The sequence below is a fragment of the Microbacterium sp. USTB-Y genome, assembly GCF_023703415.1.
GTDB lineage: Bacteria > Actinomycetota > Actinomycetes > Actinomycetales > Microbacteriaceae > Microbacterium.
The window spans coordinates 265,931-278,705 of the sequence record NZ_JAGMTU010000004.1 but is presented as its reverse complement, the minus strand read 5'-3'; the positions used below and the strand labels follow the sequence as shown (position 1 = coordinate 278,705).

10 protein-coding genes are annotated in these 12,775 nt (G+C 70.3%); 3 read left to right on the top strand and 7 right to left on the bottom strand.

Annotated elements, in window-relative coordinates:
- Positions 1 to 82: 82 nt before the first annotated feature.
- Both J8G10_RS12075 and hpf read left to right on the top strand, forming a co-directional pair.
- A complete protein-coding gene (locus J8G10_RS12075; RefSeq protein ID WP_251444955.1) occupies positions 83 to 760 on the top strand; it encodes a ComF family protein in 678 nt (225 codons plus the stop codon).
- A gap of 177 nt (positions 761 to 937) precedes the next feature.
- Entirely contained in the window at positions 938 to 1,591 is a 654-nt protein-coding gene (hpf, locus tag J8G10_RS12070) for a ribosome hibernation-promoting factor, HPF/YfiA family (protein ID WP_251444952.1), read from the top strand.
- A 63-nt stretch (positions 1,592 to 1,654) separates the two neighbouring features.
- On the opposite strand, the gene J8G10_RS12065 is transcribed toward hpf, so the two are convergent.
- Both J8G10_RS12065 and J8G10_RS12060 read right to left on the bottom strand, forming a co-directional pair.
- Positions 1,655 to 2,977: a hypothetical protein gene (locus tag J8G10_RS12065; RefSeq protein ID WP_251444949.1), complete on the bottom strand. Its 1,323-nt coding sequence runs from the start codon at positions 2,975 to 2,977 to the stop codon at positions 1,655 to 1,657.
- Between the two features lie 59 nt (positions 2,978 to 3,036).
- A complete protein-coding gene (locus tag J8G10_RS12060) occupies positions 3,037 to 3,654 on the bottom strand; it encodes a PadR family transcriptional regulator (RefSeq protein ID WP_251444946.1) in 618 nt (205 codons plus the stop codon).
- Positions 3,655 to 3,910: 256 nt separating this feature from the next.
- Between J8G10_RS12060 and secA the strand changes: the two genes are divergently transcribed.
- Complete coding sequence (gene secA, locus J8G10_RS12055) at positions 3,911 to 6,715, top strand: preprotein translocase subunit SecA (protein ID WP_251444943.1); 2,805 nt, start codon at positions 3,911 to 3,913, stop codon at positions 6,713 to 6,715.
- A gap of 61 nt (positions 6,716 to 6,776) precedes the next feature.
- On the opposite strand, the gene J8G10_RS12050 is transcribed toward secA, so the two are convergent.
- The 5 genes from J8G10_RS12050 to J8G10_RS12030 are packed head-to-tail and all read right to left on the bottom strand — an operon-like array spanning position 6,777 to position 12,669.
- Complete coding sequence (locus J8G10_RS12050) at positions 6,777 to 8,198, bottom strand: DUF1116 domain-containing protein (RefSeq protein WP_251444940.1); 1,422 nt, start codon at positions 8,196 to 8,198, stop codon at positions 6,777 to 6,779.
- Entirely contained in the window at positions 8,198 to 9,745 is a 1,548-nt protein-coding gene (fdrA, locus tag J8G10_RS12045) for an acyl-CoA synthetase FdrA (protein WP_251444937.1), read from the bottom strand. The genes J8G10_RS12050 and fdrA overlap by 1 nt, the downstream gene beginning before the upstream one ends.
- Positions 9,746 to 9,764: 19 nt before the next feature.
- Positions 9,765 to 10,373: an ankyrin repeat domain-containing protein gene (locus J8G10_RS12040; RefSeq protein ID WP_251444934.1), complete on the bottom strand. Its 609-nt coding sequence runs from the start codon at positions 10,371 to 10,373 to the stop codon at positions 9,765 to 9,767.
- Positions 10,370 to 11,677: a cytosine permease gene (locus tag J8G10_RS12035; RefSeq protein ID WP_251444931.1), complete on the bottom strand. Its 1,308-nt coding sequence runs from the start codon at positions 11,675 to 11,677 to the stop codon at positions 10,370 to 10,372. Before J8G10_RS12035 ends, J8G10_RS12040 begins: the two co-directional genes overlap by 4 nt.
- Positions 11,677 to 12,669, bottom strand: a complete 993-nt coding sequence (locus J8G10_RS12030; protein ID WP_251444928.1) for a DUF2877 domain-containing protein — start codon at positions 12,667 to 12,669, stop codon at positions 11,677 to 11,679. The genes J8G10_RS12035 and J8G10_RS12030 overlap by 1 nt, the downstream gene beginning before the upstream one ends.
- Positions 12,670 to 12,775: the final 106 nt, after the last annotated feature.

Here is a 12,775-nt window from a genome sequence, read left to right as displayed (position 1 = left end):
CACCGGGGAGTCCCGGGCTCCGCAGTGCACCGGTTCCGGCGAGCGGCGTTTCGGGGGTTCGGGAGCGTCCGAGACTCGGGGGATGTCCTCGGCGAACCGTCTCCTCCCGATCCTCCCTCAGGGCAGCGCCCGGCTGATCCGCGAGGTCGTCGACTTCGCCCTCGCCTCCGTGTGCGCCGGATGCGGTGCGCCCGGCACGGCACTGTGCGCGGAGTGCGAGGCGACGCTCGCACCGCGGGTCGTGCCGGTGCGCACCGGCGACGTGCCGGGATGCGCGGGGCTCGCCTTCGACGGCGTCGCCGCCACGGCGCTGCGGGCGATCAAGGAGGACGGGCAGACGTCGCTGATCCGGCCGCTGCGACCGGCGCTCGCCGCGGCCGTGACGGCGCTGTGCTCCGGATCCGGCCGGGTGCTCCCGGTCGACGTGGTCGTGCCCGTGCCGACCTCGCGGGCGGCGTTCCGCCACCGGGGCTTCCGGCTGCCCGAGCTCCTCGCACGCGGGATCGGCGTCCCGATGCAGCGTGCGCTGCTGCCCGCCCGCCGTTTGGCCGACCAGCGCCTCCTCGGGGTGCAGGCACGGCGCACGAACCTGGCCGGCGCCTTCGTCGCGAACCGGGACGGAGGCGGTGCTTCGGCCGTCCTCGTGGACGACGTGATCACCACCGGGTCGACCTGCGGAGAGGCCGCGCGGGCGCTGCGCGCCGCGGGTTTCTCGGTCGTCGGCGCGGTCGCCGTGGCGGCGACGCCGCGACGTCGGTGAGCCTGCCGGACGGGCCGTGGCGGGCGTCGCCGCAGATCCTGGCCGAGCTCGCAGCGGATCCCCACGACACGCAGATGAATTGTGGATGACATCACGGGATCCGGCGACTACGGTGGGGACTCACAAAGGCGACCACGGTCCGCCCCCTACCGGTCGGACCGGAAAAAGGAGGTCAGGATGGAAACGAACATCGTCGGTGTCGGAGTCGGCATCAGCGATCGATTCCGAGCGGTGGTCGAGGAGAAGACCGCTCGGATCGCGACTATCGCGACGAAGGCGACGAGCCTGGACGTGAAGGTCACCCATCGTTCCTATCGCGGCGGTCATGTGGAGGATGAGACCGTCGAACTCACTCTCAACGGCAAGGGCCCGCTGGTCCGGGCCGAGGCGCGTGACGCGGACAAGTTCGCCGCGCTGGACCTCGCCGTCGACAAGCTCATCGAGCAGGTGCGGCGGGCCAAGGAGCGCCGTATCGACGGCCGGCACCATCCGCGCGGCGCGCACTTCGAGAAGGGCACCGGCGAGCTCTCGGGCATCGACGTGCAACCGGTCTCCGTCGACACGCTGCACGCCGTGTCCACCGGCGCGATCCCGACGCTGGAGAGCGAGGAGGAGTACTCCCCGGTCGTGATCCGCACGAAGAACTTCGATGCGGAGTGGATGACCGTGGAGGAGGCCGTGGACCGCATGGAGCTCGTCGGCCATGACTTCTTCCTGTTCGTGGACGCCCGTAGCGACCACCCGAGCGTCGTGTACCGCCGCAAGGGCTGGGACTACGGCGTGATCTCGCTCACCACCCAGGCGGCTCCCGCCGAGGAACTGGTGGGCTGAACCGCACCCCTAGACGCAGAAGCGGGCCGGGACCTCGGTCCCGGGCCGCTTCGTGTGCGGGGGTCAGTCGAAGATGTCGCCGAGCAGGCCGCCGATCACGAGTCCGCCGAGCACGCCGGTGACGACATCGCCGCCGCCTCCGCCGCGGCCGCCGCCCCCGCCCCAGCCGCCGCCACCGCCCCAGCCCTGATCGGGGCGGGAACGGTCGATGTCGTGCTGGGCGAGCTGCAGGGCCTCGGCGGCCAGCTGCGCGACGCGCCGGGCGGTGCTGAGCGCCTGCTCGCGCGTCTCCTCCGCGGGCAGCAGCGAGGGCGCGTCCACGCGCAGGCGCTCGGCCTCGGCAAGACGGGTGCGGGCGTCGGCGCCGATCCAGCCGCGGTGCCCCTCGATCAGACCGCGTGCGATCCCCAGCTGGCGATCGGCGTCGTCCAGGGCGTGCTGCACGGCGGCGATCGTCGGGAGCGGGTGCTCCGCGCGGTAGCGGGCGTCGGCGACGGCCGCGTCCAGCGCGGTGTTCGCGGCGCGCAGCCGGGTCAGCTCGCCGAACGGATCCGTGCGGCTCCCCGCCGGCGCGAGCTCGTTCAGCGCCTGCTGCAGGGCGACCGCCGCGGCGGAGACCGCCGGAGTGGCCGGCGCCTGGGACAGGGCGGCCAGGTCGCCGCGGGAATCGGCGACGACCTCGGCGAGCGTGGACTCGGCCCGCAGCGCCTCGATCTCGAAGTCGTCGACCGCGTCGAGCAGGGCCGCGGCGCGGCGGGTGGCCTCGGTCGCCGTCTCGAGCGCCAGCACGGCCTCCTGGTTGCGCCCGGCGTCGCGGCGACGCTCGAACACGTCCGCGCCGTGCGACGCGAACACGATGAGCTGCGCCGCCTCCTCCGCACTTCGCGCGATGCGCTGCATGGCGGCGTCGGAGTAGCGGGTGGCGAGGCGGTCGACGGACGACTGCGCCTGTGGCACCCGGGTCTCGAGGGCGGCGGCATCGGCGCGCACGCGGGCGACGACCTGCGGGGCGTTGCGCACCCGGTTCACCGCGTCGGCGATCGCGGCCGACTTCTCGTCGATCAGATCCTCGGCCCACTGGCAGAGCTGCACGATGCGCGCGTTGCGGGTGCGCAGCTCCTCCGGCGTATCCGGGATCTCGTCGTGGTTCAGCTGGTGCAGCTGGAACGCCTCGCCCATGTGCGTGCGCACGGCGTCCACCGCGGCGCGGAAATCCGCCGTCATGTCGTCGCCGAGCTCTGCGGCCGCGAAGGCGAGTTCGTCGGCCGAGGTGCGGATCCGCTCGTCGGCGGCGACGATCGCCTGCTCGGCGCGGCGCGCGAGATCCGCGTCCTGCGCCTGCAGCTCGTCCTGTTCACGTTTGCGTCTGCCCCAAAAACCGGCCATGGGCCGATCCTATGGGCCGCGACCCTGCGGCGGCTGTGCATCCGCTACGCCCTCGGCGATCAGACCGCGGGCGGCGCTCCGGTCGTCGCCGCGTTCTTCGTCGGCCGCCCCCGCTTCGGACGATCGGCGGACAGCCCCAGCTCCCGCGCATACCGGGGGCGGGTGGCGAGCCGCCGCTCGGTGTGGTCGAGCCAGCGGAGCTCGGCCTCCGCAGCGAAGATCAGGGAGTCGATCACGAGCGTCCAGGCCAGCTCCTCGGGCCCGTCGGAGTGGGCGCCCGCGTACGTCGCGCGCTGAAGCTCCTGCATCCTGCTCAGCGATGCCCGGCGCTGCGCCTGGATCACGCTCGTGACGTCGACGCCGGGAAGCGTCGCGGCGACGGCGAGCTTGATCGCGAGCTCGTCCCTGGTTCCCGCTCCGCGCTCGACGGGGGAGGAGAGCCAGCCGGCGACCTCGGCGGATCCGGCGTCGGTGATGACCCAGTACACGTGCCCCTGCTCGTCGGCGTCGCCGCGTTCGACGAGTCCGTCCCGTTCCAGGCGCTCCAGGGTGTTGTAGATCTGTCCGACGTTGAGCGGCCAGGTGGATCCGGTGCGGCGGTCGAACTCCGCCCGCAATTGGTAGCCGTAGCAGGGGCCCTGGTCGAGGATGGCGAGGAGACTCTGACGCACCGACATCGTCTTTCCTTTCCCGGAATCGCTTTCGCAGTATATGCATACCGGGAAAGCGAGGGAGAGTCCGGATCCGAGCGCATCACCGGAGGCGGATCCGCCCGCCGTCGGTCCGGGATCGGCTCGGCCGAGACCGGCAGCTCGCGGTCGATGATCATGCGCCGGACCGCCCAGAGGATCGACAGGTCACGGCCCGGTAACATGAACCCGTATGCCGTGCGCGTGACGCGCGGCACGAGACACCCTGAGGGAGATGGAATCCGTGGCGAATCCTCTTGAGAAGCTGCTGCGCGCGGGCGAGGGACGGATCCTGCGCCGCCTGAACGGCGTCGTCAAGGCCGTGAACGCGCTCGAGGACGACTTCGCGAAGCTCAGCGACGAGGACCTGCGCAACGAGACCGCCGAGCTGCGCGCGCGGTTCGAGAAGGGCGAGACCCTCGACCAGCTCATGCCGGAGGCCTTCGCGGCGGTGCGCGAGGCCGCCAAGCGCACGCTGGGCATGCGCGCCTACGACGTGCAGATCATGGGCGGCGCGGCCCTGCACGAGGGCAACATCGCCGAGATGAAGACCGGTGAGGGCAAGACCCTCGTGGCGACCTTCCCGTCGTACCTCAACGCCATCGCCGGCCAGGGCGTGCACGTCATCACCGTGAACGACTTCCTCGCGACCTACCAGTCCGAGCTCATGGGCCGTGTCTACCGCGCGCTCGGCATGACCACCGGAGTGATCGTCTCCGGGCAGACGCCCGAGGTGCGGCGCGAGCAGTACAACGCCGACATCACCTATGGCACGAACAACGAGTTCGGCTTCGACTACCTGCGCGACAACATGGCGTGGCGCAAGGAGGACCTCGTCCAGCGCGGCCACTTCTTCGCCATCGTCGACGAGGTCGACTCGATCCTCATCGACGAGGCGCGCACGCCGCTGATCATCTCGGGTCCGTCGTCCGGGGAGGCGAACCGCTGGTTCGCCGAGTTCGCGAAGATCGCGCGCACGCTCGAGGCGGGCGAGGACTACGAGGTCGACGAGAAGAAGCGCACCGTCGGCGTGCTCGAGCCCGGCATCGAGAAGGTCGAGGACTACCTCGGCATCGACAACCTCTACGAGTCGGCGAACACCCCGCTGATCTCGTTCCTGAACAACTCGATCAAGGCGCTCGCCCTGTTCAAGCGCGACACCGACTACGTCGTCATGAACGACGAGGTCATGATCGTCGACGAGCACACCGGCCGCATCCTCGTCGGGCGCCGCTACAACGAGGGCATCCACCAGGCCATCGAGGCGAAGGAGGGCGTGCCGGTCAAGGCCGAGAACCAGACCCTCGCCACCGTCACGCTGCAGAACTACTTCCGCCTGTACGACAAGCTCGCCGGCATGACCGGAACGGCCGACACCGAGGCCGCCGAGTTCATGTCCACGTACAAGCTCGGCGTCGTGCCGATCCCGACCAACAAGCCGATGATCCGCCAGGACAAGGCCGACCTCGTCTACAAGAACGAGACAGCCAAGTTCGCCCAGGTGGTCGAGGACATCGCTGCGCGGCACGAGAACGGCCAGCCCGTGCTCGTGGGAACCGTCAGCGTCGAGAAGAGCGAGTACCTCTCCCGGCTGCTGAGCAAGAAGGGCATCAAGCACGAGGTCCTGAACGCGAAGAACCACGCCCGCGAGGCCGAGATCGTCGCCCGCGCCGGACGCCTGGGTGCGGTCACCGTCGCCACCAACATGGCCGGTCGAGGCACCGACATCATGCTCGGCGGCAACGCCGAGTTCCTGGCGGTGCAGGAGCTGAAGTCGAAGGGCCTGGATCCGGTCGAGACGCCGGAGGAGTACGAGCAGGCCTGGGACGAGGCCTACGAGGCGATGAAGTCCAAGGTCGAGACCGAGGGCGCCAAGGTCGTCGAGGCCGGCGGACTGTACGTGCTCGGCACCGAGCGCCACGAATCGCGCCGCATCGACAACCAGCTGCGCGGCCGCTCGGGCCGTCAGGGCGACCCGGGCGAGAGCCGGTTCTACCTCAGCCTCACCGACGACCTCATGCGGCTCTTCCAGCAGGGCGCCGCCGAGGCGATCCTCGCGCGCACGAACTTCCCGGAGGACATGCCGATCGAGTCGGGTCTGGTGACCCGCGCGATCCGCAGCGCGCAGAGCCAGGTCGAGGCGCGCAACGCCGAGATGCGCAAGAACGTCCTCAAGTACGACGACGTGCTCAACCGTCAGCGCGAGGCGATCTACACCGACCGCCGGCACATCCTGGAGGGCGACGACATCGCCGACCGGGTCAAGCACTTCGTGGAGGACGCGATCGGCGCGGTCGTCGACGACCACACCGCCGAGGGCCACACCGAGAGCTGGGACTTCGACAGCCTGTGGACCGAGCTCAAGACGCTCTACCCGGTCGACGTCACGATCGACGAGGTCGTCGCCGAAGCCGGCGGCCGCAAGGGCGGGATCACCGCCGAGGGGCTCAAGCGCGAGCTCGTCTCCGACGCGATGGTCGCCTACGAGAAGCGCGAGGCGTCGCTCGGCGAGGCCGCCACCCGTGAGCTGGAGCGCCGGGTGGTGCTGCAGGTGCTGGACCGCCGCTGGCGCGACCACCTCTACGAGATGGACTACCTGAAGGACGGCATCGGCCTGCGCGCGATGGCGCAGCGCGATCCTCTGGTCGAGTACCAGCGCGAGGGCTACTCGATGTTCCAGGCGATGATGGGCCAGATCAAGGAGGAGTCGGTCGGCTACCTCTACAACCTCGAGGTCGAGGTGCGTCAGGCCGGCGACGAGGGCATCACCGAGGTCGAGGCCAAGGGGCTCACCGAATCCGCGGGCGACCAGCGCCTCGAGTACTCGGCGCCCAACGACGCCGGCGACGTCGAGGTGCGCAACGACCGCGGCCAGGTGCAGCAGGCGGCCACGGATCGCCTCCGCCAGGCGGCTGCTCAGGCTCAGGCCGGCGACGACGAGCAGCCGGCGCAGCCAGCGGCGCGCGGCGCCTTCGGTCAGCGCGTGGATGCCGGCGACGCGGCTCCGGCGAATCGCGCCGAGCGCCGCGCCCAGGGCAAGAAGAAGTAGGCGTCGTAAGACGACGAAGAGGCCGGCACCCCGTTGGGGTGCCGGCCTCTTCGTTCCGGGGTCAGACGATGCGGTCGGCGAGCGCGACGAGCGCCTGCTGGAACGCCTCGACGGGCGGGTGGGTGATGCCGGCGCCGATCATGCCGATGCCCGGATCCTTGTGCGCGATCGCGGTGTTGATGATCGGCAGGATCCCGGTCTCCATCACCTTGCGCACGTCGATGCCGGTGGGCACGCCCATGAAGTCGAGTGCGGGGATGGTGATGTTCGGGTTGTTCCCGGTCGTGATGTCGTTCATGGTGCGCGAGTAGCCCATGGCCTCGTCGACGGTGCCGCCGACGAGGGCGACGATCGCGGGGGCGGCGGCCATCGCGAACCCGCCGATGCCGAAGGTCTCGGTGATCGCGGAGTCGCCCATGTCGAGCCCGGAGTCGGCGGGCGTGTACCCGGCGAACATCGGACCGACGACCTGCTGGGCGGGGCCGGTGAACCACTGTCCGCCGGTGCCCGAGACGCGGATGCCGAAGTCGACGCCGTTGCGCGCCATCGTGGTCACGACCGTGGAGTCCTCGATCCCGTTCGCCGCGTCGAGCGACGCCTTCGCCGTGACCATCCAGGTCGGTCCGGAGAAGTAGTCCGACGAGGCGACGAAGTCGAAGACCTCGCGCTTCTCCCGGGTGGTGAAGTCGGTCTCCAGGATGTAGGGCGCCAGCGCCTGGATGAGCAGCGTCGTGCCGGCCACGTTGCGGTTGTGCGCCTCGTCGCCCATGTGCAGCGCCTGGGAGAGCATCAGCCGCAGATCGATGCCGTCCTGGTTCAGCGTCATGGCGCCCGACAGCACGGGGCCGAACACGTCGCGCATCCAGTTCAGGCGGTCGATCACCGACTGGTCGTTGGCGCCGAAGCGGAGGATCTTCGACAGCTGCTCGGACAGGTTGGTGAAGGCGAGGTTGCCGTGCGTGCGGTTGCGCACCTGGTGCACCCACATGCTCGCACTCGTGACGCCGGCCATCGAGCCGACCGACTGGTGCTCGTGGCAGGGCGAGAACGTGATCTCGCCGGAGGCGGCGAGCTCGAACGCCTCGTCGAGATCCGCGGCGAGCCCCTCGAAGACGAGCGCTCCGGTGACGGCGCCCTTCATCGGCCCCGACATGCGCGGGAACTCGATCGGGGGGCCCGCGTGCAGGATCGTCTTCGCGGTCATCCCGGGAACGACGTCGATCGCCTGTCCGAAGCCCTCCAGGAAGGGCTGGGCGGCGAGGATGCGGCTCAGCGCCTCCTGGTTGGCGGCATCGATCCTCGCCGCGACGGCCGGGTCCTCGAGCCGGCTGAGCGCGGCGATGACCTCGGGGTCGCCGCCGCCCGGGGGAGTCCAGTCCATGAGCACCGGGCTGACGCCCTGCGCCGCGAGGTCCTCGGCGAACATGTCGAGGCCGAGGTTGACCGGCTTCAGTGCGGATCCGAACAGGTCGTTGACGCTCATCAGTGGTCACCCTTCGCGACGAATTCGCGGGCCAGCAGCCCGAGGTTGGTGGAGGAGGAGGCGATCGTGACGCCGGCCGCCTGGAGCTTCGCGATCTGGTCGGCGATCGCCGGGGTGTCCCGGTCGGTGCCGAGCACGTAGCCGAGGATCTCGAGGTGCTGTCCGCGCGCGGCGGCTTTCGCCTTCGCCTCCTGGATGGCCGGGATCGTGACGCCCACGGGATCCTCATGCGCGCCGAAGCCGAGGATGAAGTCCATCGCGATCACGCCCACGGTGGGGTCGTCGGCCTCCTGGACGAGGCGCTGCAGCCGCAGCGTCGGGTCGATCATCGGGTGCGGGCGCCCGTTGGTGAAATCGTCGTCGCCCATGTCGAGGTAGGTGTGGGCACGGGAGGCGTCCGTCGCGCCGATCACGCGGGCCGGATCCTTCTGGATGTTGGAGTACACGTCGTCGTAGGTCGCAAGGGCCGCGAACATCGCCTCGTCGCACAGCGTGCCGCCGCAGAACAGTCCGCGCACGTAGGTCTGCTCCGGTGCGAGCTTGGCGCGCACCTCCGCGATGAGGGCGAGGTTGAGCGGATGGGTGTCGAGCGTGGACTCGTCGACGCCACTCGCGACGACGGCCGCGATCGCGGTCGGCTTGGTGCCGGCGACGAGCGTCACGTTGTCGTAGCCGCTGGAGGTGCGGGTGGACCCGAGGAAGGTCACCACGACGGGCTTGGACGCGGCGCCGGCGGCGGCGAGCACCTTGTCCGCGACCTCTTCGGCCGGGGGCTTGGAGACGACGACGATCACCGCGGTCTCCGGATCCGCGTCGAGGGCGGCGATGCCGTCGATCATGGAGATGCCGCCGATCTCGGTGCTGAGGTCGCGTCCGCCCGTGCCGATCAGCTGCGAGACGCCGCCGCCGAAGTCGTGGATCCGCACGCTCAGCTCCTGGCTGCCGGTGCCGGAGGCGCCCACGATGCCGATGGATCCGCGGCGCACGGCGTTCGCGAAGGCGAGGCCGGTGCCGTTGATGATCGCGGTGCCGCAGTCGGGGCCCATGACCAGCAGCCCCTTCTCGTGCGCGAGGGTCTTGAGGGCCCGCTCGTCGTCCACCGACACGTTGTCGGAGAAGATCATCACGTGCTTCCCGGCGTTCAGCGCCTTGCGCGCCTCGCGGGCGGCGAAGGCGCCGTTCACCGAGATGAGCACGAGGTTGCTGTCGGGGACCTCGGCGAACGCGCCGTCGAGGGTGCGGTAGCGCACTTCGGCCGTGCCGGCGGCGCTCTTGTCCTTGCGCGCGAGGATGTCGTCGACCGCCTGGATCGCCGCCGCGATGGTGTCGTCCGAGGCGTCGACGACGATCATGAGGTCGCTCGGACGGGCCTCGTCGATCGCCGGATCCTGGACGCCGACGTTGCGCAGCACTTCCTTGTTCATCGGTGTGGCCATGCCGAGCAGCGCCTGGGTCACGCCGTCGACGGCGTTCGCCTTGGTGCTCATGGACATGAGCGAGACCGAGTCGAGGTAGGTGTTCTTCCTGATTTCGATGTGTCTGGTCATCGTGTTCCTTTCGGGGGTCTCAGGCGCGGGGACGCTCGAGGATCGCGACGATCTCGTCGTATCCGCGTTCGCGAGCCAGGTCGGCGGGAGAGACGCCCCACGGATCGGGCATCCCGGGCTTGGCGCCGTGCGCGAGCAGCAGCTCGACGATCTGCTGGCGCACGGATCCGCCGTCGCCGAGGATGATCGTCTCGATCAGGGCCGTCCAGCCCAGGTTGTTGGTGAGGTTGACGTTGATGCGGGTGTTCTCGAGCAGAAAGCGGACCACTTCGAGATGGCCCTTCTCCGCCGAGGGGGTGAGCCCGTTCCCGCCCATCCGGGTCAGCCGCTTGAGGTCGGCGCCCGCTTCGGCCATGGTCCGCACGAGCTCGAGGTCGTCGTTGATGCATCCGTACAGGAACGGGTTGGAGCATGTCTGATCCTGCGCATCGATGTCGACTCCCTCTGCGATGAGAGCGCGCACGACGGCCAGGTGACCGCCGCGTGCCGCGTGCAGGATGGCCGAGGCCTCCTCGCGGTCCTGCGCGTCCTTGTCCGCGCCGTCGGCGAGGGCGGCGCGGACGCCGTCCAGGTCGCCGGACGCCGCTGCCGCGAGGTAGCGCTCATCGGCGCCGATCGAAGCGGTCATCGGTTCGTCTCCTTTGCGAGAGGGGCCTGCGAGCGGGGGATCTGCTCGAGGGCGAGATAGGCGAGGCAGCCCACGACCAGACCGACGACGGCGTCGCTCAGCACAGGCGCGAAGAAGTGCGAGAGTAGCGCCGCGCCGGCACCGATGGCCCAGGCCAGCAGCGCGGTGAGGCGGAACCGCTGCGGCGCGCGACCCGCGTTGCGCTTCGCGAGGATGATCTGATCGGCGATGAGCACGGCGCCCAGCGGAGGCACCAGCACGCCCAGCAGGACGAGCCAGTTCACGAAGTAGTGCCACGCGCCGAGCACGGCGACGAGAGTGCCGATGACCCCGAGGATCAGCGTCAGCACCCGCATCTTCGAACGCGTCAGATGCGACCAGCCCAGGGCGCCGTTGTAGAGGCAGTGCGTGCAGACGGATCCGAGGTTGATCACGACGAAGAGGAGCAGGAACACATCGAGCAGCGGGTTGCGGGTGCTCGTGAGGATCGGTGCGAAGTTGCCGCCGTTGACGGCGGGCTCGGCGATCGCGCCGGCGGCGACGAACAGTGCACCGCTGAGCTGCGCGACCAGGCTCGCCACGGGGAACGCGGTGACCGTGGCGATCACGGCCTCCTTGCCGTTGCGCGCCCAGCGCGTGAAGTCGGCGGTCATCGTGCCGGAGTCGGCGAAGGTGGCCATGATCGCGGTGACCGCGACGCCGAACGACATCGCCCCGCCGCCGACGCCGTGGTAGCCGAACACGGCCGAGAAGTCGTGGTTCTGCGCCGCGATGGTGATCGCGATGATGACGGCCGCGATGAACAGCGGCGCGGCGATGGATCCGAGCACGGACAGGGCACGGATGCCGAGGTAGGTCACCGCGATGAAGACGAGGCCGGCGAGCCCCGCGATCAGGGTCTCGTTCCAGCCGAACGCGGTGCTCAGGCTGTCTCCGGTGGCGCCGGTATTGAAGGCGAACCATCCCACGACGACGGTGGACAGGAACCCGGAGGCGATCGCATAACCGGCGGTGCCGAAGGTCTCCGTCGCCTGCAGCGAGAAGCTCTTGCCGGTGCGGCCGGCACGCCAGCTGAGCAGGCTCACGTAGACGAACATGATCGCGTTCGCGGTGAGGATCGCGCCGACGCCCGGCCAGAATCCCAGCATCGCGACGACGAGACCGCCGGGGACGGCGTTCGTGAGGATCATGGGGAAGCCGAACCACACGGCCGAGACCGTGAAGAGCGACTTCCGGTGACTCTGCGGCACGGGTTCGTGCTCGAACTCCGAGGTGCTGCTCTCCGCGGGTGCTGTCTTGGTCATCACACGTGCTCCTTGGGGACGTTCCCGGACGCCGGCGTCGCGGGGAGGGGTGCGGTGCGCAGGGCCGCCTCGGTGCGCAGAGCCAGGCGAACGCCCGTGAGCATGTCCGACCCGGAGGTGTGTCCGATCGCCGCGACGTGCGCGGCGGCGCTGCCGAGGCGCACGGCGTCGTCGTCGCGCAGCGCCTGGACGAGGGCGTGCAGTCGCTGCGGGGCGCGGGCGCGCAGGGCGTGCCGGATGGTCGCCGTGCTCAGCGGCGTCGTCCGCGCAGCGCCCGCGTGGTCGACGGCGGCGGCGAGGGAGGCCCGGGCGGCGTGCAATCGCATCCCGCGCTGAGCGCTCAGGAACGCGACGCCCGTGAGGACGTCGTCCCCGGACGGCGTGAGGCCTTCGCCGAGGCCGAGGAGAGGGATCGCCGCCTGCGTGATCCCGGAGGGGTCGCCGTGCCGCAGGGCCGTCTCGAAGGCGTCGGCGTGCTCGGCCAGCAGCGGGGCCGCGATCCGGCCGAACGCGGTCAGCGCGGAGGGCGCCGGGGTGCGGCCGATGATCTCGTCCGCGCGTCGCAGCTGTGCGGGCGACAGGCTGCAGAGGCAGACGTCGTCGGGGAGCCAGCGGCGGGCGGGAGCGGTGAGGACCGCGACCGGACCGAGCGCCGTCTCGATCCGCAGTCCGTCGGATCCGATCCACACCTCGTCCCCGGGCCGCACCGGCAGCGTCGTCCAGTCGTGGACGGGGACCCGCACCGTGGCCGGCGCGTCGTCGAGCTCGGGGGAGACGAGCGCCACGAGCTCATCGGCGATGTGCAGGTTCACGGCTCGGCGGTGCACGGAGTGCACCCGGTGGAGCGGAGCGGATGCCGCCTGCGGCACCGGGCGGACGCGGGTGAGCACCGAACGGAGCGATGCTCCGTCCTCGCCGCTCGGGAGCGTGTCTTCGAGTGCAGCGTCCCAGCTGAGCGCGCGCACGGCGACGGGGGTGGCGACGGGGGGCATCGTGTTCTCTCCGGGATCTCCGCGGGCCGTGGTCCACGGCGTCGGAGGATGGTCACATGTTCTCTCTCGTGTATACCATTGTTTGAAATGGAGTACCATTCCTGAA

Bases quoted from the DNA above. Each gene is read 5' to 3' on its own strand.
- J8G10_RS12035 (WP_251444931.1), bottom strand. From the start codon at position 11,677: ATGACCAAGACAGCACCCGCGGAGAGCAGCACCTCGGAGTTCGAGCAC.
- J8G10_RS12075 (WP_251444955.1), top strand. From the start codon at position 83: ATGTCCTCGGCGAACCGTCTCCTCCCGATCCTCCCTCAGGGCAGCGCC.
- hpf (WP_251444952.1), top strand. From the start codon at position 938: ATGGAAACGAACATCGTCGGTGTCGGAGTCGGCATCAGCGATCGATTC.
- J8G10_RS12065 (WP_251444949.1), bottom strand. From the start codon at position 2,977: ATGGCCGGTTTTTGGGGCAGACGCAAACGTGAACAGGACGAGCTGCAG.
- J8G10_RS12060 (WP_251444946.1), bottom strand. From the start codon at position 3,654: ATGTCGGTGCGTCAGAGTCTCCTCGCCATCCTCGACCAGGGCCCCTGC.
- J8G10_RS12040 (WP_251444934.1), bottom strand. From the start codon at position 10,373: ATGACCGCTTCGATCGGCGCCGATGAGCGCTACCTCGCGGCAGCGGCG.
- J8G10_RS12050 (WP_251444940.1), bottom strand. From the start codon at position 8,198: ATGAGCGTCAACGACCTGTTCGGATCCGCACTGAAGCCGGTCAACCTC.
- J8G10_RS12030 (WP_251444928.1), bottom strand. From the start codon at position 12,669: ATGCCCCCCGTCGCCACCCCCGTCGCCGTGCGCGCGCTCAGCTGGGAC.
- fdrA (WP_251444937.1), bottom strand. From the start codon at position 9,745: ATGACCAGACACATCGAAATCAGGAAGAACACCTACCTCGACTCGGTC.